Source organism: Prevotella sp. ne3005 (assembly GCF_900110085.1).
GTDB lineage: Bacteria > Bacteroidota > Bacteroidia > Bacteroidales > Bacteroidaceae > Prevotella.
Map to the genome: position 1 here is coordinate 131680 of NZ_FOCK01000005.1, position 20381 is coordinate 152060.

Here is a 20381-nt window from a genome sequence, read left to right on the forward strand (position 1 = left end):
AATTATTGATAATTCTTTGTTTTTTTTGCCCCCAATATTAAAAATAAATCTGAAAAACTGATGCGTTTTCAGAAAATAGTCTTACCTTTGTAGCGTGATTCTGGAAAGAGTCGCCCGTAAAGGTGCACTTAGCTGTGCTTAATTGGGAACTGGAGTGTGAATCTCCGACTGTCCCGCAGCAGTGAACTCCGTTATGGCTCCTAAGCATAAACGCCATTAAGCTTCGCTTGATAGCGTTCACGCTCGACAAAGCTTGAATGCATTCGGCTTTGTTCTCGCTAAATCACGCCATTGCCCATTTGGGTGAGAAGGCGCTTGGGAGTGGAGGAAAGTCTGAAGACCAGCCTTTTTCGGTAATATGCCAAACGGCTCTCGATGTAAGGGCGTGAGGCGAAACAAACATTTTTGTGGTTTAAATGAATCGAAAAGGACTGCCATGTAGTCTCTTTGTTGGTTCTGCGCAGTCATGTGCGCATACGTGTATTATTATATAAGTTCACGGGGTAGCCTGTCGTGAGACAACGTTTCCCCTTTTAACGAGTATTCAGAACAATAGAGATATGAAACATGAATCAATCGTCGTCGTGTACGACAGTTGTCAGGCTATTGCTGAAGAGATAGCCGACAAGTTGGGTGCTGAGACCGTCAGTGTCCAGAGTATAAACGTCAGGCAGATCGAGAACAGCCAGAGTCTCGTCCTTGCTGTCGAGTTTCTGGATGGTGGCAACCTGTCACCGCATTGGCAGTATGCCAGTCAGATGTTCCGTTGTGCCAGTCTGAGGGGCAAGAACCTCGCCGTTATGGTGGCTCTTGGCAATAGGGGCGATAACGGCATCTATGCCGATGTTTTCTGCCGTGAACTCAGGGAGAACGGGGCGCACATCGTTGGTGACTGTCTTTATGCAGATGCTCCGACCTGCAATCTCAGTCGCTCGATTTCTGGTCGCTCTAATACATTAGAGAATTGGATCTGTGCCATTTCGCCTAACTTATAAAATCATTCTCACTATGCAGTATATCTTTATCGTAGCCCTTGAATTCGTTCTGGCTTTTATAGGCGTAGCCCTGCTCATCAGGTACTATAACCACAAGTGACAGAGCAGCGAGCGCCGTTAAGCTTGCTTAAACGGCTGAGTCGCGATGGAACTCGACAAAGTCAAGGCGTAGGCTATCTTTTCCTGGCCCTGAAATAAAGCATCGCTCCCTCTACATGGAAGTCGAGGATGTCATAGTATGGCTCCAGACGTTGACGCACATCGTTTGCTGTATCGAAGGGAGGCGTGAACCAGCCCATGCGGGTCATGACAGTCTTGGCGAGCCAGTCGGCACCCCTTTGTTCACCCGCAATGTAGAAGCAGGCCAGTAGTTCTCCACCTGGCTTCAAGGTTCGCAGAATCTCAGCATATGCCTTGCCCTTGTTGGGGAACACATGGAGGCCGTTCATGCAGAGCACGATATCGAAAGTCCCTTCTTCGAAAGGCAGTGCTCCAACGTCGCCTTGCATGGTCTGTATGTTGGAGATACCTGTTCCACGGAATCTGTACTCAGCCTGCTCCAACATGTCTTGGCTATAGTCCAGGCAGGTGATGTCGGCTTGCTTCATCTTTCTGTACTTCTCCGTGGTAAATACAGCCGTACCGACAGGCACATCGAGCAACCGCCCCTTGAAGTCATCGGGAATCCAACTCAATACCCTGCGGGCAATCTCGTTGTCATCGACACCGCCCCAAAGTAGTTTGAAATACAATTTGCTCCACCATTTACCTTGTGTAATTGCATCATCGTAGAAACTCTTGCTGAACTTATACGAACTCTTAATCTTGTCTGCCATCATTCATATTCTTTTGTTTGACGGTGCAAAGCTCGTGCAAACCGAATGCAGTCAAGTTCACTTGAATTGCTGAGGTGCAGCCGAGTTTCGCAATTTTCAATTGCAAAGGTACGGCGATGTTGCCGCAATCCGGTTGCAAACTATGCCTTCACGCCGATGACAGTCGCATTCGATGGCTTCATACGGTGAATCTCGGTGTGGATGAAGCCTGCATCGTCGAGCAGAGTCTTCAGCTCCTCTGGCGAATAGGCAGTCATGCCTTCTACGACATTCGTCCACATGGAGTCGCCATCAATTACTTCAACCAGAATGGCGAATTTCCCGCCCTGCTTCAGTACACGGCGCACCTCTTGAAGACAGTCAGGCAGGTTTGGCCAGAAATACACCGTCTCTACTGCTGTCACGAGGTCGAACTTCCCATCTTCGTAAGGCAACTTTTCGGCAGAACCCTGAGTGATGAATACCCGCTTGTCGAGCACTTTGGCATTCTCCTTCTTGGCTTTCGCTACGCTTTCCTCAGAGATGTCGATGCCATAGACCGTTGACCCCTCGCTCCGCTTCAGCAGCCGTTGCAAGGTTGCACCGCCACCACAGCCGATATCGAGCATCGTCCAGCCGTCCTGAATATTGACCAGTTTCAGTCCCCAGTTCGTCAGCGGTGCATGACAGAGATTCATAAACTTCAGCATCGCGCGTCCCATCCGTCCTTGCGGACAGGCACAGTTGGTGAAAAACGTTTTTAACAGTCCCATGGCTTAATCCTTTACATATTTAATGCTATACCATGCCAGCACGAGGCCTACGATAATCATCATGGGCATGATGACGTATTGCCCAGCATTGTCGGAAGGCAGCTCCATGAACGCATGGGCGATGTTGAACAAGCCGATGAGTGCGGCCAGCACGGCATTGATGACTTTCAGAGCTTTCTCTTTCCACAGCATACAGAGCACGCCACAAGCGGGAATAAGATACGAGAGCGTCATCATGAACACTATCATGCCCTGGTCAACGTTGCCGTCGGTGTCGGCAATGGCCATATTCTTGCCCCAAAACATGGGCAGAACATCACAAATGGAGTGGCAGGCAAAGCCGCAGACGGTCAGCAGCCACAGAATCGAAATCTTAATACTTCTTGTCATAGTTGAATATTTAATAAGTTACTATTCTTTTTAAAATAATGGCTGACCATCACAGTCAGCCACCTCATTACTAAACAAATACTATTTATGCGCTCGACCTTTTGGTCGCTTTGCTCGCAAAGAATTTTATACCTGTGATTTCGGGTGCAAAGGTATGACAAATTAACAAGATGCACAATACCTAAAACGCGGTGTTTTGAGCATTGCCCACCTGTGACGGCCAGCAAAAGCAGATTAACATGAAGTAGGTATTTTGTTTTGTATAGCAATTCTTTTGTTCTTGTTTTTCTGCAAAAAACTATTTTTTATGTATTTTTTCTGTAGAAAAAGGGCTTGAAAAACTGTTCTCAAATGTACAGTCATCTGAGCCGACAGAAGAGAAAGAACAAGATCCAGTGAAAGATGATTCTGCCGCTGACGAGAATCATACAAAGAGAGGCCGCCCGGCCTTACACAATAAAGTAATCAGATTCTGCACGATGGCAGATGATGACAAGGTTACACAGATTAGGACGATAGCCGCCAGAGAGGGTATTGCAATCAAGGATTTGATGAACCTTGCCTTTGACAAAATTATCAATGAGTATGAAAGGAAATACGGGACAGTCAGGCTCCCGAAAGTCAAGAAAGGCGGCGATGTTTCCAAGGTCTTTGACCTTTCCTGATCTTCAGGGAATCTCATATGAGGTTCCCTTTTTCATATGTAGAATACGAACTTTGAGCCCTTTGAACCTTCCCCGTCATAATCGGCTGGTATCGGGAACTGACAGCAAAGGTCACTGATAGCTTCCTCTTCAAGGGAAACTGTCAGTTCAAGGACAATAGCCATGCGCCTTTCGTCATAGGCCAGATTCCATAAACATTCACCCTGAACGGCATTGACTACCGTTCTGATTTCATCCTGAGTGCGCCAAATGGAATCGAAGTCAGTCATAGTATTCTATTGGGAGTTCTTCGCTGACATTGAAATCGTCGTGGAAGCCGTCATCGTACTTATAGACGATTTGCATTCCGCGATAGGTCGAAGGTACTTTTAGCACCTCCAGCAAATGCCACTTGGGGCGGCCAAAATCGTAGGACTCTCTGTCGAGAATGATACGATTGGAAACAAAGTCGAAGTGATAATATCCTCCACCGATACACTGGTCGCCTGGCTTCAGCAAATGTTTATGCTGGTTTACCTGGCCCAAACGGAATACCCCATCTATTGTTATTATGAACTTTGGTAGTGTCATGCGATGCACAGGCTATTTATTCCTTTGTTAATTTGTATACTGCTATTGTGGGTATAATGACCAGTAGCAATAGCAAAATCTCCACTAATGCGTAGGATCCGAAATAGTCAACCAATGTCTGGAATTTCAGAATACCATCTACCAGTATGACTAAAACAGCAAACCAGCATAGACAGAATATAGCAGAATACTTGATTTTACGCTTCTTTAGTTTCATTCGTTGACGTAGTTCTTGATTGACATATTATAATACAAAGCCCAAATCCACTCATAACAATCCTGATACAATATCGCCATGACGTTTCTCGTCGTTCTTCACGCTCTCCACCTCGGGGAAGTCTGCAATTAGGTGTTCATAACCAACGGCAGCATCGTACTCTCCCTTTGCAATCATCTTATAGAGGCGCTTCTTGCCTAACAGACAGTAAAGAATAGGCATGATTCGAGCCATCGTTTTCTTGGGTTTCAAAGCCTTTTGGGTATAGGCATGGAACACGCTGGCATGACGACCTTCTTCCTTTGCCAACTGAAGGAAAGCCTCACGCTCCTTATCCGTCTTAACCACTTTAGCCAGTCTCTGGTACATCAGCACAGCGTCAAGTTCGCCCTGCTGACTACGCAATAGTTCTTCGCGATATTTGCCTCTTTGGCTTACGCCGTTTCTCCGTTCTTCGGAGACACTCAAATGTGTCATATTACTAAACTATTCTAAATTTGGGCGCAAATATACGAATAATCAAGGAATTATGAGTAACTTTGTCCTTTGATTTAATAGTATTTGTGAAATGGACTACCTTCCCAAAGACCCTGCCATTCTGGTTTCGAGCGTAAATATGCTTCTGCGTGACGAGGAGTTTGACACGCTGGAATCACTATGCTATGCCTTCAGCATAGAATCCAAGGAAATCAAGGACTATCTCATGAAGTATGGCTTCGTATGGAGTGAGCCTCAGAAACAATTCAGACCCATCGGCTACGATCAATGATCACAAAGGACAGCATAGAGACCGCCTATAGCTTTCTGCATCAGAAGCGGCGCTCGACCTCTGGTCGCTTGCTACCAACGGGACGCAAGAATGTCTATATCCATTCTTCCCTCGACTGGCAGAAGGATGATATTGAGTATGCTATTGCGTCCTATGCAGATGACATGAGTCGGGAATTATATGATGCCATCCGTGGCGGCAGGGCTGACTTCCTCCGTGACCACAAACGGTTTCCAGAGGATATTACACAAGCAGTAGAACGATTAGAAAACATGTTATAGAAGTATGAAAATGAAGAAGATAATAAACCCTTGGCGCAACCATCCTGAGTACAACTGTTTCGGCTGTTGTCCTGAGAATCCTATTGGACTTCACATGGAGTTCTATGAGGATGGTGACTATATTGTGAGCAAATGGCATCCCGAGAAAAACTATCAGGGATGGGTGAACACCATGCACGGCGGCATCCTCAGTACGTTGATCGACGAGGTTTGCGGATGGGTGGTCACCCGTAAGCTACAGACCAGCGGATATACTGTACAGCTGAATGTGAAGTTCCGTAAAGCAGTTCCTACTACAGAGCCGGAGCTGACCATACGTGCAAAAGTCACGAAGCAAGTTCGCAACTTGGTATATATCAATGCAGAGATAACAAATTCAAAGGGTGAACTCTGCAATGAGGGTGAAGTGGTCTATTTCCTGATGAATCAGGAGAAAGCCAAGGAAATGGGATTCTTACACTGTGAAGTCGAAGATGAATCGAATGAGCAGTGAGAGCCATCAAACTCATTTGAATGGCCGAGTCGCGATTGAGATGGACAAAGTCAATAGTAAGATGGATCCGATGGGAAGAGCGATTGCCGACTACCATAAGACTAAAAAGGCAAGCAAGCTCAGAGTGTTCTCTCCGATGTTTGAGGAGGACGAGATTCCCTTGACTACTCTTTTCCGCAGCTATGATTCAATGCCAAAGATAGAACGTAAAGCACTGGATTTGGCAAGATTGCTCCTGGAGGTCAAGTTCTCTGCGATTCATCGGATATCAGCTACGTTTTCGAGAATGAGGAAGGTATGATAGATATTCCAAACGAAATGGACTATTACGGTGAACATAGCTTCCAGATGCAATACAAGGACATCATCGGAGAACACTTCGACTGGCTCTATATCGATGCAGACACCCTAAAAGAGAAAGTTGGGAGATATGGATATGCAGCCGTAGAGATTATTGTTCAGACCCGATAAAATAAACGAATATGAGGAAAGCAAGCAGAGAAATGGATGCCACCTTCGCTTTTGAGGTGCTGGATAAGGCTCCGTATGTCACCGTCAGTTTTACACGACCAGATGGAAGCCCTTACGGAGTACCTTTGTCTTTGGTTCGTACTGACGATAAGACTTTCTACTTTCATTGTGCTATGGAAGGAGAAAAACTGGACTGTATAACAGCTAACCCGATTGTTGCATTGTCGGCAGTCACCAGATGCACTCCTACCGTTGGCCCAAAAGACGGAAGTTTTTCACTGCAATATAAATCAGCGATGGCAGTAGGAAAAGCAGAAATCGTATCAGATAAAGAAGAGAAGATAGAGGCTATGAGGGCAATATGTCTGCGCTTTCTCCCCAAACATATGGATGCCTTTGATGATGCAATCCAGCGTAGTTTAGAAAGAACGGCAGTAGTTAAGATAACTCTTACTGCACCTCCTACTGGTAAGCGTAAACAGTATGACAAGCAGGGTGAAGAAATGAAATGGGGACGAATGGAATGAACAAAGTACGAATCACAGCCATACGCCAGACGGTCTATCCTGACCTGATGGCGAAGTATGAGAATCCCATTGAGCATACTTGCGATGTCAGGGAGGGTCAGCAATGGATATCAGAGAATGGAGAATGTCCTGTAGGGATGTGCCCTTCTGCCTGGTCATCCATGCGGGAGTTTGTAGAGTCTTTGGCCAGAGGTGAGGGGAATTTCTACGATGGCTGGATGAAGAATCCAATGAGTGCGATGATCAGCTGCAACGACGGCTTCCGTCCGTTCAGTTTCTATATTGAGGTGATTGAGTAATGATCAATCGATCCTTATATCTCTTATAGCATCAAGTGGGACTCTCTTCCCATCTGTAAACTCGATGCACTTTTCAAGTTCATCGATGCGCTTCACATTACCGGTATAAGACTGATAGGAACCACCATCCTTATGTTCGTCTGACACGAAATACTCGATGGTTACATGTGGCTGTTCCGAAAGCTTGGATAGAAGCAATTCCATCTTACGGTTCAACTCTTCATTGCCGGATTCACTCAAACCTACCCAGTCATCTGTAAAACGGCCTGATTCTTGAATGGCAGCATCATAACCTGTCAAAGCAGCAAAGGGCGCAAACTGGGCTGCACGGTTCCACATAGACATCCTTGGATGATGCTTTGGCTCGTAGTGAGGCAGATTGATAATATCGTCGTAATTGTGATTGACTTCGTCTTCCTCTGTCACGACTCGGCCATTCAAGCGAGCTTGATGGCTCTCGCTGTTCCATCGGTTCATGCCTTGTGTCCTCCTATCTGTTCGTTACGTTCCTTGGCAGTGGCTCCCTCCTCGAAGTTCAGACCTCGGAGGATGGCATTCTTGCCGAAACGCTGTTTGATTTTCAACTGTGCCTCCTGCATTCGGCGTTCTTTATCAAGCTTGGCTTGCTCTTCCTGCCGCTGTTTCTCCAGGGCCTCGTAGTCCGTGAAGAGATCAAGCTGCTGGGGAGCATTGTCCTGTGCCGCTACCGATGCTTCCGATACCACATGGTTCGTTGTCAGGTTCAGCCTGCGAATCAATAAATCTGGATTCACATGGCGGTCAAACAGCTCTGAAACACCTTCCATGATAAGGCGCGAGGATGATGTGGGCTTCTCGAAATTGAAGGAGCCGTGAGCATGTTTGGGCACCTGTTTGCCGTAATAGTTGGCGGTTGTCTCTCCATGATACTTGGCTCGGATTTCAGGACGAGTCAGACTCTCTGCATCATAGCCAACAGTCAGTACCAGTTGGTCTGTCACCAAACGCTTCGAAACCAAGTCGAGTGCCATTCCTTCTGCCATTTCCTGTATCACCACACGGGCTTTCTTGAAAGTATAAGGCTCCTGTAGAACTTGTCCGCTGCTGAAAGAGTTGGTCTCTGGACGATATGCCTTTACAGCTTCCATCGTACATGGTTCCCAGCCCCAGGCATGGTCTATCAGCAGTTCGGCATTCACGCCAAAGAGCCGGTAAAGCAGTCCCTCGTTCTGTATGGACATCCGTGCAATCTTTCCCATTGTGTCAATACCATAGACGGCCAGTTTCTCTGCTATGCCTCTGCCTACACGCCAAAATTTGGTCAGAGGCTGGTAGTCCCACAACTCCTGACGATACGACATTTCATCCAGCTCTGCAATACGCACACCGACTTTGTCTGCGGGCATCTTCTTGGCGACTATATCCATTGCAATCTTTGCCAAGTACATGTTTGTCCCAATCCCTGCAGTTGCCGTAATGCCCGTTGTGGCCAGCACGTCGCGGATCATCTTCATGGCCAGTTCATGCGCCGACAACTTATAGGTTCTCAGATAGGCCGTCACATCCATAAATACCTCGTCGATACTATAGACATGAATATCCTCTGGAGCAATGTATTTCAGATAGGTCTCATAGACTTTGGTACTCACTTCCATGTAGTGAGCCATACGGGGTGGGGCAGCGATATAGTCGAGTTCTATGCTTGGATTGGCTTTTAGTTCCGGGTCATTGTAGGATTTGCCTGTCATCCTCCATCCGGCAGCTCTCTTGCGCTCGTTGTTCACCTCGCGCACTCTCTGAACCACCTCGAACAGTCGCGCACGTCCTCCTATGCCGTATGCTTTCAGCGACGGAGAAACAGCCAGACAGATGGTCTTCTCCGTTCGCGACACGTCAGCCACGACAAGGTTTGTGGTCAGCGGGTCAAGCCCTCTGTCCACACACTCTACTGAAGCGTAGAACGACTTCAGGTCGATGGCAATATATGTCCGCTGCTGCTCCTGCATACATCCTATCTAATGATCTTCGCTTTCTGTATATTGGTCAAATCGTTCCAGTACTCGGACTGCTCTCGGGACTTACGGATGATAATAACTCTTTTAGCGTCATATCTTATCGATGTTCTGTTTCGTGTGCAAAGGTACAAAAAAAATGGCGAAATAACGCTGACATCCCTGAAAACAGGCACTTTTTTGATAACTATTAAAGATTGGGTAGGGGAAATCCCCATGATATTTTAGGGGTTTTGACCTTGCAGAATAGGACATTTCTCTTTCAAACCTCATCAAATCACCCTATCTTTGCACCGTGAATATGAAACAAAATGTCGAACCATTTAAAGAATAGGAGACAAGATTATGAAGAAGACAATGAATAAGGTGATTGCAGCCATGATGATGGCCATCACATTTGCAATGCCGGCAATGGCAGGAAATAAGAATCACAACGGCAAGAAGGACAAGGTCGTTGCAGTGAATAATAAGAAGGTGTCGCACTTCGATAAGAAGGTGGATAAAAAGACCGCACACTTCGATGCCCACAAGCATGCTTATCGTCCAGACGTGAAGGCTTGCACCTTCAAGGTGAGCCGCCATGACTCTCATAAGAAGGTTGTAGCAAAGGCAGAGCACATGAAGGGCGTAATGAACACAAAGTGGAATCCGCGTACACGTGAGCTGACTGTCATCTACGATGCCAAAGTAACATCAGCCCGTCATATCATGCACTTCGTGGCATAACCCTATGCCATTCCATATATAATCCAAAAGGCCCCGGCTTGCAACGCAGGTCGGGGCTTTGATAAGCTGATATAGACAATATATCCATTCATAGATAGTCATGGTCTGTAGTTTTGCGCATATATGCTTTGCCCTATAGTAACTCGCCAAACATTCCTCGCTTGTAAAGTTATAGAACTCTTCACGGCGCATCTTTTCAAATTCTGTCATAACTATAAGCTAAATTGGAATTTAGTGGTCCAGCAACCTGCCGTAGTCGTTCCATTCGCCAAACATGCGTCCGGCTTTGGTCTCTGTGATAAAGTGCAACAGGGTCTGTTCATACATGCCCTTGTCTCTGGTCTTATAGAATGCCACATTGTAGGCACGAATACGTTGGTAGAGAGATGGAAAGGACTTGAATGTAGTCCATACACGAGCTGATTTCAAAGCCGTCTCAACGTCTTTGTCTATCTTGAAACTGCGTACGCCCATTGGTGGCAGTACCTTTCTCCCTGCATCGGTCATCAGCCCTAACCGTTCCAGTCTTCTCACTCGCTCCTTATTCAACTCAGTCCAGGGGCTGTTCCGTTTTCTTGGAGTAAAGCATTGCATCCTCTTGCCGTCAATCAGTTTATGCCGACTGTCAATCCATCCGAAGCATAGTGCCTCCTCCACGGCATCAAGATACCAGAAATGCTGGTCATCTACAGGTCGTCCCCGTTTTACCTCAACCCAGCACTCTCTTTCATTGGCGTGGTGGGCTTCGAACCATGCCCGAAACTCTCTTCTATTGGCTATAATGAGGATGTTATGCTCTTTCATAAATTCCGATTTATCTGTCTTTTGTCTCTATCTTTTTTATTACCTTGGCTGGAACGCCACCAACAATAGTATTCGGTTCTACATCCTTTGTCACTACTGCACCAGCAGCTACTACGGCTCCATCGCCGATGGTTACTCCAGCAAGAACGGTGGCATTGGCTCCAATCCATACGTTTTTGCCGATGTGAATTGGTGCATAGCTCATACTCTGGCGGTTGGCTGGATTTAGGTCGTGGTTGATGGTGGCCAGCACGACATTGTGACCTATGAGTGCGCCCTCGTCGATGGTGATACCACCTTGGTCTTGGAACTTACAGCCCATGTTGATGAAGACCCGTTCACCAACGATGGTGTTCTTGCCGCAATCGGTATGAAACGGCGGGAACATGCCTACTGATTTAGGCACCTCACGCCCCCACAACTGCTCCAGTAAATCGTGCAACTGCTCTGGAGTATGGTACTTTCCGTTAATCTCGGCTGTAATCTTCAGTGCCTCCTGCGACAGCTGATGAAACATCATGTGGACATCACCACCGCCAATGACGGGTTTGCCTGATGCCATGTAATCTCGAAATTCTTGTATTGTCATTGCTCTTTATTATTCTTTTGTAAATTTGTGAATCAATCACATTCAGACAAATACTTTGAGCGAATAGCCTTTGGAAGTTTCGATGCAATGAGTTGGTATGACTCTTTAATCAATCCCTTTACTATTGCTTCGTCCATTTCTTCGTAATAGACATCGCTCCAGTGCTTCTTGTTCCAATGATAAGCGGGTCTCACGGCTGAGAATTGCTCTCTGAGTTCGATATTCCTGTCTGGAGATAGTTTCAAGGCAATTCTTGAAACTCCTTCCTTCATATCATACCTGCCACCGCCTAGCCACAGGCAGACGAAAATCTTTCCCTCCAAGCGGAAGTTAAGAATATCATCACCAAACGCTTGGTCTTCGGTCACTCCTAGGAGTGACAACGTGTACTCTCTGACTTGCTCAATGTTCATAACCATTCAAAATTTACTTCTCCGGCACCAATCTCAAAGAGATGTCATGCTATTCTCTTATTTCCCCACGCAGAATCTACTTTCCGACGCAGAATGTAAAATCTGCAAATATAAGTCGTTGATAATCAGTGTATATGCCTCCAATTGCAGGGGACAGATACTATGCCGAGGGACGGAGGAGGGACGGAAAATATACAAAAATCTGCAAATGAAGCTGCCGTCAAAAATAAAATATACAAACATCTGCAAAGACGTTTTTCCAGTTCTTTGTATATTCACATTCGTTAACACGGATTCTTGCACATTTTTGTATTCGCTGAGAAGCGAGTGAAGAGCGACTTCCAATTTCTGTCCCTTTAGGTACATTTATCTTTGCAGTTCTTTGTATATATTTATAATCAGACGAAAAATGGGCGTATTTTATAACTCAAAATTGGCTTGTTAAAAAGTGTTGACACTATTTTTGTCCCTTTGTAGCATTTTACGAAATCTGTCCCTCGGGGGACACTATTGAGTAGTTATCTGTCCCTTTTTGTCCTTCGGCACTCTTCATTCTGTCAATCAGAGTCCGTTTATTATATTATTTGGCGGAAAAAAGTTTAGTTTAGGTTATGGATATATTAAATGCAAATAAACTAAACCGTGCCAAGTTCAATCCATTTTATACTTTCTCTTTTTCTTTTGGACGGCAGAAAAAACTTTCCACAATGTTGACATCGTGCGCGTATGCGCGTGAAAAGAAAAATGTATGTTTCTACTTTCTGGAGTAGATGAAATTAGGTTGCAAAGGTAACTGTTGTTCCTTCATCTACCCAATGTGATCCGTGGTATGGCTCAAATTCTCCACACTATCTGGGTTGTATTTGGAGCCATAACCTTGTGCTGATGGTCACAACACCTTGTGAAGCAACATAATTTCTAATCACTCCCGAAAGTTGAGAAATCTACAGTAAGGAAATTAAAAACATCGAGATTATGGCAAATCAAGCAACATTATCAAAAGTTTTGATAATGTTTCGAAGTTTGTCATAGAGATAATACCATGTGAATTGTAGTTGCCGTATGGCCTGAATGACCAAGGCGAGAAGGCAGTTTCACAAAACCATGACGGGCATACATCTTCACTGCATCGGCAAACTCCGGGAAAGACTCAATGTAGAGATGTGTATAGCCTGCTTTCCGTGCTTCATTGATGACCAGTGAGAAAAGTTTTGAGCCATACCCCTTCCCACGAACTTTCGGGGAAAGATAGAATTTTACCAGTTCTACATATCCTTCAGGCAAGCCTTCTGTTGGATAGAAACCACAGCCCCCCATCACCTCACTATCTTCGTTGATGACCCAATATCCGGCATTCACATCCTGCAAGGATTTCCATATATGCCATGTGCGGGAATCATCATAGACGGTGTTCACCAATGGTGCTCCATATTCCTCGAACACAGAACGTATCACACGGGCAAGCGGCTTCTGATCTTCCTGTTCTATCGGTCTGATGGTCGCTGTTTTATTCTCCAGACACAGTTCCATCAGTATATCACAACGTTCGTAGGCATTATTCTTCAGCAGTATCTCCTTGAATCCCAATTTGCGATAAAGAGCAATGGAGGCTTCCAAGCGGGTGTTGCCTTCGAGAAAGATTCGTTTTACATCATGACTGCGGGCATAGTCTAATAATGCCTCGCCCAGTTGGCGACCGATGCCTTTTCCCTGTGCATCTGGAGAGACTGCCATCTTTGCCAGCTCGTGACAGTCAGATTCAGGATGCGGTTTCAGCGCACAGCAACCCACAACCTGTCTGCTTTCGTCTATAGCCAGAAATATCTGCCCACCATGTCCGATGATGTTGTCATCGATATGTGCAAATGTGTCAAGATCAGACTGCTCCAGTCTGAACCAGGTCTCTATCCACTGCTTGTTCAGTTGGATAAAGTCCTGCTTGTATTGCGGCTCGTATGTGACAATTCGTATCATCAATTGCAAAAGTACACCTTTCTTAGCATTTGTGCAATACCATAACAATGGTATTTACTTATTCCTCCTCACCGTGGTCGGCCAACATAGACTCCAGATAAAAGGCCTTGGCTATGACAATTTCGGAGGAAGGAGACACGCTGTCGGTGAATGTGATTTGCGTGTAGCCTTGCTGGCTGAATCCCGTGACGACTTCCTGTTTCCGGAAACGGTTGGAACCAAGACTGACAAATACGAACTTGCGATTGGCACTCATCACAATGGCTTCATCGGGCACGGCATCGCAGGTCTGTTCGTCACAGTGGATGACTGCCGAAACGAACATATTGGGCAAGAGTTTTGCCCCTTCCGCGCTGTCGAGTTTGACATGAACAGAAGCCGACTTCGACTCATTGTCCAAGGCTGCGGTAACGAACGAGACAGTGCCCGTGAGGAGTGTTGAGGACTGGTCGGAGAGTTGCATGGTGACCTTCTGGCCGATGTGGATGCTGGCGATGTCGCTTTCAAAGACATGGAGGTCGGCATGGAGGGCTTTGTTGTCATAGACCTTCATCAGCACGGTCTCGCTGTCGAGATAACTTCCCATACTTACCAATATCTCGCCCACCACGCCCGAGATGGGTGAACGTACGGGAGCAGCATTCGAGAAATGCCCTTGCGCCACCTGACGACTGCTGATACCCAGTTGTTCCAACTGAAGGCGCAAGCCTTGCTCGGTGACGCTGGCCATGTCAAATTCGGCCTTGGCCTGTTGCAGGTTTTTACCCACACCAGCCCCTTGTTCATGAATATCCTGCTGACGCTGCAAGGCCTGCCGTGCCAGCGATAATTGCCGGGAAGCAACGAGATAGTCTTTCTGTAGAGCCACAATCTCGGTGTTCTCCACTAAGGCCAGCGTCTGTCCCTGCCTTACAGCCTGTCCTTCTTTCACCAGGATGCGCTTGGTGATGCCAGCAACCAAAGAGGTGACATCCGCACGGTCTTGCGGAGAAAGTCTCAAAGTTCCCGTGGCATTGATGGTGCCCGAAAGTTGGCGTTGCTCTACATGCCCGAACTTGACACCGATGGTATTCAATTGCTGTTCGGTCAATTCAACGACATTCTCTTCATGCGACTCTTTTTCTTCCTCTGCCTGCTTCACTTCGTTCTTGCAAGAAACGGTCAGCAGCGACAGGGCGATCATAGAATATATTATTATCTTCATCTTCTTAATCGTTAATAATTACTTTCCTTTGATAAAATTCAGTTTGATGATGGCTTGATTCAACGCATCGATGGCCTTGGCATTATCCATCTCAACGGCAAGTGCCGCCGACAGGTTTTGCACGTGTTCCACGTAGGTAATCTCTCCGGCTCCATATTCGATACGCGACAGGCGACGCATCTCCTTGGCGGCAGGAAAGCCATCGCTCTGATAATAGTCGTATGAGCGTCTGGCACTCTCCAAGGCATTCTTGGCAATCAGCAGTTCGGAACCGCTCTTGCGCTCTGCCTGTTCCTTTCTTGTGCGTGCGATATCCACATCCAGTTTTGCAGCAGATTTACGAGCCTTCTGGGAGCCGTAGAAAAGCGGGAAGGCCACCCCGACTTCAAAGCCCATCCAGTTACCCTTGTCGAAGCGCGACCTGTCCACGTTGTAGGGGTTGATACCTGAAATGACCAACTGATGACGGATTCCAACGTTGAATGATGGCATCATTCCCTGGCGGATGTAGTTCAGTTCACTTTCACTGCGCATCTGCTCACTCTCCAATAGTTGTCCCTGCGGGGTAGCGGCAAACGACCAGGCATCGTCCACAGGCTGCACACACAGATAACCGTCTGTGGCAACAACTGTTTCCGAGGTGTTCATCAACTGCTGCAACTGTATGGCGGCAGCCGTTTTCTCATCCTGAGCCTCACGCAGTCTGATACCATTCTCTGCCTTCATCTGCTGGGCGTTCATCAGTTCCAGGCGGTTGGTCTCACCGTTTTTATATCGGATGTCTGCCGTCCTGACAAACTCACCCAGCACGGAGTCGTTTCCGCAAAGCAGCGCTTCGACATGCTGCCAAAAGAGCAGCTGACTATAAGCCACGGAAACATCCCTCGTAAGTTCACTTTCCGTAAGTTGATGCCGGCTTTCTTCAACCAAAGTTTCGGCTTTCAGCAGTTTCCGCCGCTTGCCGTAAACGGTCGGGAAATCAATCTTCTGCGAGAGCGTCAGTGCATTGTCGGGACTGCCGCCCGATGTCGGGTCCTGCGACAGCAACAACTCCGTCCGATCCAGCTCGAAATAGGAGCCTTCCATTCGTTTTGCCCGCTGCACTTGCAGGTCGGCCACCTTCACGCCCATGTTGTTGGCACGGGCAATCTCGATGCACTTCGCCAGCGACTGTGCATCCACTGACGACAGGCAACAGATCAATATTAATAAGGTACTATATATTCTTTTCATTTTCTGTTTGATGTGAATTTGCTTCCGTTTTTTTCGTAAAAGTCTTGTAAATGGTAGGAATCACGAAGAGCGTAAGAACCGTGGCTGTGAGCAGACCGCCAATAACGACGGTGGCCAACGGACGCTGTACTTCGGCTCCATCACTGGTGGAGAGGGCCATGGGCAGGAAACCAAAAGAAGCTACCAATGCCGTTATGACAACTGGGCGCAGACGGTGTTCGCATCCTTCGAGTATGCGCTGACGGACATCTGTGACACCATGATGTTGCAAGGCATTGAACTGTCCCACGAGTACTATACCATTGAGTACGGCAACACCGAACAAGGCAATAAAGCCGATTCCTGCCGAGATACTCATTGGCATGCCGCGAAGCCACAAGGCAACGATACCGCCAATGGCTGAAAGCGGAATAGCCGATGCAACGTATAGCGTCTCACGCACACTCTTCAAAGTGGCATAAAGCAATAGCAGAATCAACACGAGAGCCACGGGAATGGCAACCATCAACCGGTCTGTGGCGCTCTGCAGATTCTCGAACTCACCCCCGAAGGCATAGTGGTATCCGGCAGGCATCTCCAGACGGTCGTCAAGAATCTGCTGGATATCCATGACCGTGGAACTGACATCCCGCCCCTTCACGTTGAATCCTACAAAGATACTGCGCTCCCCATCCTCGTGAGAGATTTGCGCCGGAGCCTCCTTATAACTGATGGTGGCCAACTGGCGCATGGGAACGGAAATGCCAGACGGTGAGGGTACGAATAGTTCCTCAAAATTGGAAAGGGCATCACGTCCGTCATTGTGGATGCGGAGCACAATGTCAAACTGACGATTCTCCTCCGTCACGCTCCCTGCTATTTTTCCTGCGAAAGCCGACTGCAGCACATCGTTGGCCTGACGGATAGAAATACCATACTTGGCCAACATCTGACGGTTGTATTCCACTTGCAGTTGCGGCAGTCCATTTACCTTTTCCACAAACAGGCTACCCACGCCTTCAACATCCTTGATAAGGCGCTCCACCCTGTCGGCCAGGTCCGCTAACACCTCCGTATCACCACCGTAGATTTTCACCGCGACATCCTGACGAATACCAGTAATCAACTCGTTATTACGCATCTGGATAGGCTGCGACATCTCCACATCAAGACCTGGAATCACACCAAGGGCTTCTTCCATTTTTTCCTGCAAATCATTTTTCGTCTCGGCAGAAGTCCACTCTGCTTTTGGTTTCAGGGCGACAAGCATGTCGGCGCGTTCCACGGGCATCGGGTCGGTGGGTATTTCTGCAGAACCGATGCGCGTCACCACCTGTTTGATTTCGGGGAACTCCTGTTTCAGAATCTGTTCCGCCTTTGTACAGGTCTCCACCATTTGGGTGAGCGACGTGCCCTGCGCCATACTCAATTCTACAGCGAAATCTCCTTCTTCGAGCGTGGGTACAAATTCAGCTCCAAGCCGACTCATCAGGAACAGCGAGGCCCCAAAGAGTGCCATCATACCGACAATGACACCCCTGCCGTGATTTATGCATTTATCCACCAGAGGCAGATACCATGATTGCAGCCGGGCCATCATACGCGCACTGAGTGACGTCGTGGCGTGCTCCAAACGCAGCATGACCTTGTTGGTGGTTTTCCGCTTCAAGAATACAGCCGACATCATCGGGACATATGTAAGCGAGAGAATAAAGGCGCCGAGGATGGCAAAGAAAATGGTCATAGCCATGGGACGGAACATCTTTCCCTCGATACCCACCAAGGTCATCATCGGCAAATAGACAATCATGATGATCATCTCTCCGAAGGCAGCCGACTTACGTATCCTACTCGACGATTCATACACCAGATTGTCGAAATTACGGATTTGTGTGTCATCCTGGGAAGCTATCCTCGCCACCACGGCTTCTACGATGATGATGGCACCGTCAACAATCATACCAAAGTCGATGGCACCAAGACTCATCAGGTTGCCGCTGACATCAAACACGCGCATCATACCGAAGGCAAACAGCATCGACAACGGGATGACCGAAGCCACAACAAGTCCGGCTCTATAGTTTCCCAAGAAAAAGATGAGAATGAAGATGACAATGAGTCCACCCTCCATCAGATTGCGTGCAATGGTGTTAGTAACACGGTCTACCAACAAGGTGCGGTCAATAAATGGCTCAATGACAACACCCTTGGGAAGACTCTTCTGAATATCGGCAATGCGTGACTTCACATTTTTGATGACTTCCTGAAAATTCTCGCCCCTCAACATCAGCGTGATACCAGCCACTACCTCGCCTTCACCATTACGGGTCACGGCACCGTAGCGTGTTGCATGTCCGAAGTGCACCTTCGCCACATCACCCACCAGAACGGGCACACCGCCCTGGGTCTTCACCACGATTTTCTCAATGTCATCCAACGTCTTCACCAATCCGAGGCCTCGAATATAATACTGATTGGAAAGACGCTCTATGTAACCGCCGCCAGTATTTTCATTGTTCTCGTTCAGGGCAGTATAGAGTTCGGCAATCGTCACGCCCATGGCATTGAGGCGCTCCAGGTTTATATCCACCTCATATTGCTTCACATAACCGCCCCAGCCACTGACCTCGGCAATACCTGGCGTACCCGACAACTGTTTTCTCACAATCCAATCTTGAATGGTACGCAGGTCGGTGAGCGAGTATTTATCCTCATACCCCTTCTCGGCACGGATGGTATAATGGTATATTTCACCCAAACCGGTAGAGATGGGTGCCAGTTCCACATCCACGTCATCAGGCAGTTTTTCCTTGACGCCCCCCAACTGCTGGTCTATCAGTTCACGCGCCCAATAGTTGTCAGTTGCGTCGTTGAAGACCATCGTGATAACCGCCATTCCGCTACGGCTGATGCTCCTCCGCTCTTTTACTTCTGGAATATTGGCTAATGCCATTTCGATAGGTGTAGTGACGTTACGCTCCATCTCCTCAGCACCAGTAGATTGAGACGTCACGATAATCTGCACCTGATTGTTGGTGATGTCGGGTGTGGCATCGAAAGGCAGATGAAGCAAGGACCATAGGCCCCACGCCACCAATGCACAGGTAAATACCCCGACCACCAATTTGTTCTCAATAGAGAACTTGATGATACGTTGAAACATAACTTATATTTAGTATCAATTCTATAAAGTAAACTATATTGACCGCAGGTCAATAATACACTAAAAGATGGAATTGATACTATTGAGGCGGTTGCCAGATAGATGCATAAACCGTATGCACATATCCATTGGAATAAGGAGTGAAGACCTTGTGGCAAGATAAGGGCTTCAAGCACATTTCCGTCACTTTTTTCGCCTTGACGACGTTTGCGCATCCGCAACAACTGGAGAAAGGCGAGCAACAGCAATGCCCTTCTGGACATGAAGTGTGATCATGATGAGAGCCGTCATTTCTATGCATCTGATGGCACTGTACTGCATCCAAATGCTCTGTCATGTCATCCCAATTACATGGTATGACAGACAGCAATAAAACAGATATGGACAACAGCAGCAATAACGGTTTCATCACATTTAATTATGATATAATATCAATTTGCGCTGCAAAGATACGACATTTCACTTGCAACTCAGTTGCAAACTTCTCATACCGTCGATTTCTTTTGAAATAATGATTCAAAAAGATTGGGTGCAACCCCTGTTCTCACAAAGAGTTGCACTCAATTTGTCCGTTTTCAGCATCTTTCGATTATTCCTCGACAGCAACCTGATGGGCAGCCTCTGCCTTACGATGATGTACGACATCTTCGATGCCCATGCCCAACGAGAATCCACAGACTCGCATACTGACCGGACAGCCTACATCGTCAAGCAGCTCATGGCACTTCTCTCCACCGGCATCAGCCGCACAGAGCGCGATGTGAGCTACTACGCAGAGCGACTAAACGTATCGCCAAAGTATCTCTCGGCCACCATCAAGCGCGTGACAGGACACAGTGTCACCTCATACATCGACCGACACACCGTACCTATATTAAAAGAATATCTGAATGATGAGCGCCTGTCCCTCACCCAGATAGCATAACTTATGAATTTCACTACTCTTTCTTACTTCAGCCGCTACTGCACAAAGCATCTTGGTCAGTCACCCAGCGAGTACCGTCAGAGTCTTCAACCAACGTTCGAGTAGTTCTTTATAT

Annotated in this window: 26 protein-coding genes and 1 riboswitch; of the genes, 11 read left to right on the forward strand and 15 right to left on the reverse strand. The window is 47.3% G+C overall.

Translation table 11 applies throughout. The features are described 5' to 3' along the window. Positions 1-103 precede the first annotated feature (103 nt). Positions 104-364, forward strand: a riboswitch (cobalamin riboswitch). Positions 365-560: 196 nt separating this feature from the next. Beyond that, on the forward strand, positions 561-995 hold the full coding sequence (locus BMY16_RS08650) for an NADPH-dependent FMN reductase family protein (protein ID WP_091841703.1): 435 nt from the start codon (positions 561-563) through the stop codon (positions 993-995). Between the two features lie 173 nt (positions 996-1168). Here the strand turns inward: BMY16_RS08650 and BMY16_RS08655 are convergent, their stop codons facing one another. From BMY16_RS08655 to BMY16_RS08665, 3 genes are all read right to left on the reverse strand, one after another. Continuing rightward, positions 1169-1834: a class I SAM-dependent methyltransferase gene (locus tag BMY16_RS08655; RefSeq protein ID WP_244513007.1), complete on the reverse strand. Its 666-nt coding sequence runs from the start codon at positions 1832-1834 to the stop codon at positions 1169-1171. 137 nt (positions 1835-1971) lie between these two features. Beyond that, the gene (locus tag BMY16_RS08660) at positions 1972-2583 is read right to left on the reverse strand and encodes a class I SAM-dependent methyltransferase (RefSeq protein WP_091841705.1); all 612 of its coding nucleotides are present in this window, start codon (positions 2581-2583) and stop codon (positions 1972-1974) included. A 3-nt stretch (positions 2584-2586) separates the two neighbouring features. Continuing rightward, positions 2587-2973 (reverse strand): hypothetical protein, encoded by a 387-nt coding sequence (locus tag BMY16_RS08665; protein WP_091841706.1) that lies wholly within the window; start codon positions 2971-2973, stop codon positions 2587-2589. 479 nt (positions 2974-3452) lie between these two features. Here BMY16_RS08665 and BMY16_RS08675 point away from each other — a divergent pair, with 479 nt between their 5' ends. Beyond that, positions 3453-3638, forward strand: coding sequence for a hypothetical protein (locus tag BMY16_RS08675; RefSeq protein WP_091841709.1), 186 nt, complete (start codon positions 3453-3455; stop codon positions 3636-3638). Positions 3639-3670: 32 nt separating this feature from the next. On the opposite strand, the gene BMY16_RS08680 is transcribed toward BMY16_RS08675, so the two are convergent. The 3 genes from BMY16_RS08680 to BMY16_RS08695 all read right to left on the reverse strand — a co-directional run bounded on the left by BMY16_RS08680 (position 3671) and on the right by BMY16_RS08695 (position 4902). Beyond that, the gene (locus BMY16_RS08680; RefSeq protein ID WP_091841711.1) at positions 3671-3907 is read right to left on the reverse strand and encodes a hypothetical protein; all 237 of its coding nucleotides are present in this window, start codon (positions 3905-3907) and stop codon (positions 3671-3673) included. Then, positions 3900-4136, reverse strand: coding sequence for a hypothetical protein (locus BMY16_RS08685; RefSeq protein WP_139207178.1), 237 nt, complete (start codon positions 4134-4136; stop codon positions 3900-3902). The genes BMY16_RS08680 and BMY16_RS08685 overlap by 8 nt, the downstream gene beginning before the upstream one ends. Positions 4137-4476: 340 nt before the next feature. Beyond that, entirely contained in the window at positions 4477-4902 is a 426-nt protein-coding gene (locus BMY16_RS08695; protein WP_244513008.1) for a ferritin family protein, read from the reverse strand. A gap of 91 nt (positions 4903-4993) precedes the next feature. Here BMY16_RS08695 and BMY16_RS08700 point away from each other — a divergent pair, with 91 nt between their 5' ends. The 7 genes from BMY16_RS08700 to BMY16_RS08725 are packed head-to-tail and all read left to right on the forward strand — an operon-like array spanning position 4994 to position 7265. Further along, complete coding sequence (locus BMY16_RS08700) at positions 4994-5194, forward strand: DUF4250 domain-containing protein (protein WP_091841717.1); 201 nt, start codon at positions 4994-4996, stop codon at positions 5192-5194. Further along, entirely contained in the window at positions 5191-5475 is a 285-nt protein-coding gene (locus BMY16_RS08705) for a hypothetical protein (RefSeq protein WP_091841719.1), read from the forward strand. Before BMY16_RS08700 ends, BMY16_RS08705 begins: the two co-directional genes overlap by 4 nt. A 10-nt stretch (positions 5476-5485) precedes the next feature. Continuing rightward, positions 5486-5968, forward strand: coding sequence for a PaaI family thioesterase (locus BMY16_RS08710; RefSeq protein WP_091841721.1), 483 nt, complete (start codon positions 5486-5488; stop codon positions 5966-5968). Between the two features lie 40 nt (positions 5969-6008). Next, entirely contained in the window at positions 6009-6269 is a 261-nt protein-coding gene (locus BMY16_RS15980) for a hypothetical protein (protein ID WP_317614778.1), read from the forward strand. After that, positions 6266-6439 (forward strand): hypothetical protein, encoded by a 174-nt coding sequence (locus tag BMY16_RS15985; protein ID WP_317614779.1) that lies wholly within the window; start codon positions 6266-6268, stop codon positions 6437-6439. The genes BMY16_RS15980 and BMY16_RS15985 overlap by 4 nt, the downstream gene beginning before the upstream one ends. A gap of 11 nt (positions 6440-6450) precedes the next feature. Further along, the gene (locus BMY16_RS08720; protein WP_091841722.1) at positions 6451-6966 is read left to right on the forward strand and encodes a pyridoxamine 5'-phosphate oxidase family protein; all 516 of its coding nucleotides are present in this window, start codon (positions 6451-6453) and stop codon (positions 6964-6966) included. Next, positions 6963-7265 (forward strand): TIGR04076 family protein, encoded by a 303-nt coding sequence (locus BMY16_RS08725; protein WP_091841723.1) that lies wholly within the window; start codon positions 6963-6965, stop codon positions 7263-7265. The genes BMY16_RS08720 and BMY16_RS08725 overlap by 4 nt, the downstream gene beginning before the upstream one ends. 3 nt (positions 7266-7268) lie before the next feature. On the opposite strand, the gene BMY16_RS08730 is transcribed toward BMY16_RS08725, so the two are convergent. Together BMY16_RS08730 and BMY16_RS08735 are read right to left on the reverse strand one after the other, a co-directional pair. After that, positions 7269-7742, reverse strand: coding sequence for a YolD-like family protein (locus tag BMY16_RS08730; protein ID WP_244513009.1), 474 nt, complete (start codon positions 7740-7742; stop codon positions 7269-7271). Then, positions 7739-9250 carry a Y-family DNA polymerase gene (locus BMY16_RS08735; RefSeq protein ID WP_091841725.1) on the reverse strand — a complete coding sequence of 504 codons (1512 nt, stop codon included), beginning with the start codon at positions 9248-9250 and terminating at the stop codon, positions 7739-7741. The genes BMY16_RS08730 and BMY16_RS08735 overlap by 4 nt, the downstream gene beginning before the upstream one ends. A gap of 351 nt (positions 9251-9601) precedes the next feature. On the opposite strand from BMY16_RS08735, the gene BMY16_RS08745 reads away from it, so the two are divergent. Further along, complete coding sequence (locus tag BMY16_RS08745) at positions 9602-9982, forward strand: hypothetical protein (protein WP_091841728.1); 381 nt, start codon at positions 9602-9604, stop codon at positions 9980-9982. Between the two features lie 231 nt (positions 9983-10213). On the opposite strand, the gene BMY16_RS08750 is transcribed toward BMY16_RS08745, so the two are convergent. From BMY16_RS08750 to BMY16_RS08780, 7 genes are all read right to left on the reverse strand, one after another. Then, positions 10214-10786: a YdeI/OmpD-associated family protein gene (locus BMY16_RS08750; RefSeq protein ID WP_091841730.1), complete on the reverse strand. Its 573-nt coding sequence runs from the start codon at positions 10784-10786 to the stop codon at positions 10214-10216. Positions 10787-10796: 10 nt separating this feature from the next. Next, a complete protein-coding gene (locus tag BMY16_RS08755) occupies positions 10797-11375 on the reverse strand; it encodes a DapH/DapD/GlmU-related protein (RefSeq protein WP_091841731.1) in 579 nt (192 codons plus the stop codon). A gap of 32 nt (positions 11376-11407) precedes the next feature. Continuing rightward, complete coding sequence (locus tag BMY16_RS08760) at positions 11408-11788, reverse strand: MmcQ/YjbR family DNA-binding protein (protein ID WP_091841733.1); 381 nt, start codon at positions 11786-11788, stop codon at positions 11408-11410. A 1026-nt stretch (positions 11789-12814) separates the two neighbouring features. Further along, entirely contained in the window at positions 12815-13762 is a 948-nt protein-coding gene (locus tag BMY16_RS15845) for a GNAT family N-acetyltransferase (protein WP_231488156.1), read from the reverse strand. A gap of 58 nt (positions 13763-13820) precedes the next feature. After that, positions 13821-14966, reverse strand: a complete 1146-nt coding sequence (locus tag BMY16_RS08770) for an efflux RND transporter periplasmic adaptor subunit (protein WP_081772792.1) — start codon at positions 14964-14966, stop codon at positions 13821-13823. An 18-nt stretch (positions 14967-14984) separates the two neighbouring features. Next, positions 14985-16199: a TolC family protein gene (locus BMY16_RS08775; protein ID WP_081772793.1), complete on the reverse strand. Its 1215-nt coding sequence runs from the start codon at positions 16197-16199 to the stop codon at positions 14985-14987. Then, a complete protein-coding gene (locus BMY16_RS08780; RefSeq protein WP_081772794.1) occupies positions 16183-19341 on the reverse strand; it encodes an efflux RND transporter permease subunit in 3159 nt (1052 codons plus the stop codon). The genes BMY16_RS08775 and BMY16_RS08780 overlap by 17 nt, the downstream gene beginning before the upstream one ends. Positions 19342-19852: 511 nt before the next feature. Here BMY16_RS08780 and BMY16_RS08785 point away from each other — a divergent pair. Beyond that, positions 19853-20266 (forward strand): helix-turn-helix domain-containing protein, encoded by a 414-nt coding sequence (locus BMY16_RS08785; RefSeq protein WP_051523538.1) that lies wholly within the window; start codon positions 19853-19855, stop codon positions 20264-20266. The last annotated feature ends 115 nt before the right edge of the window (positions 20267-20381 follow it).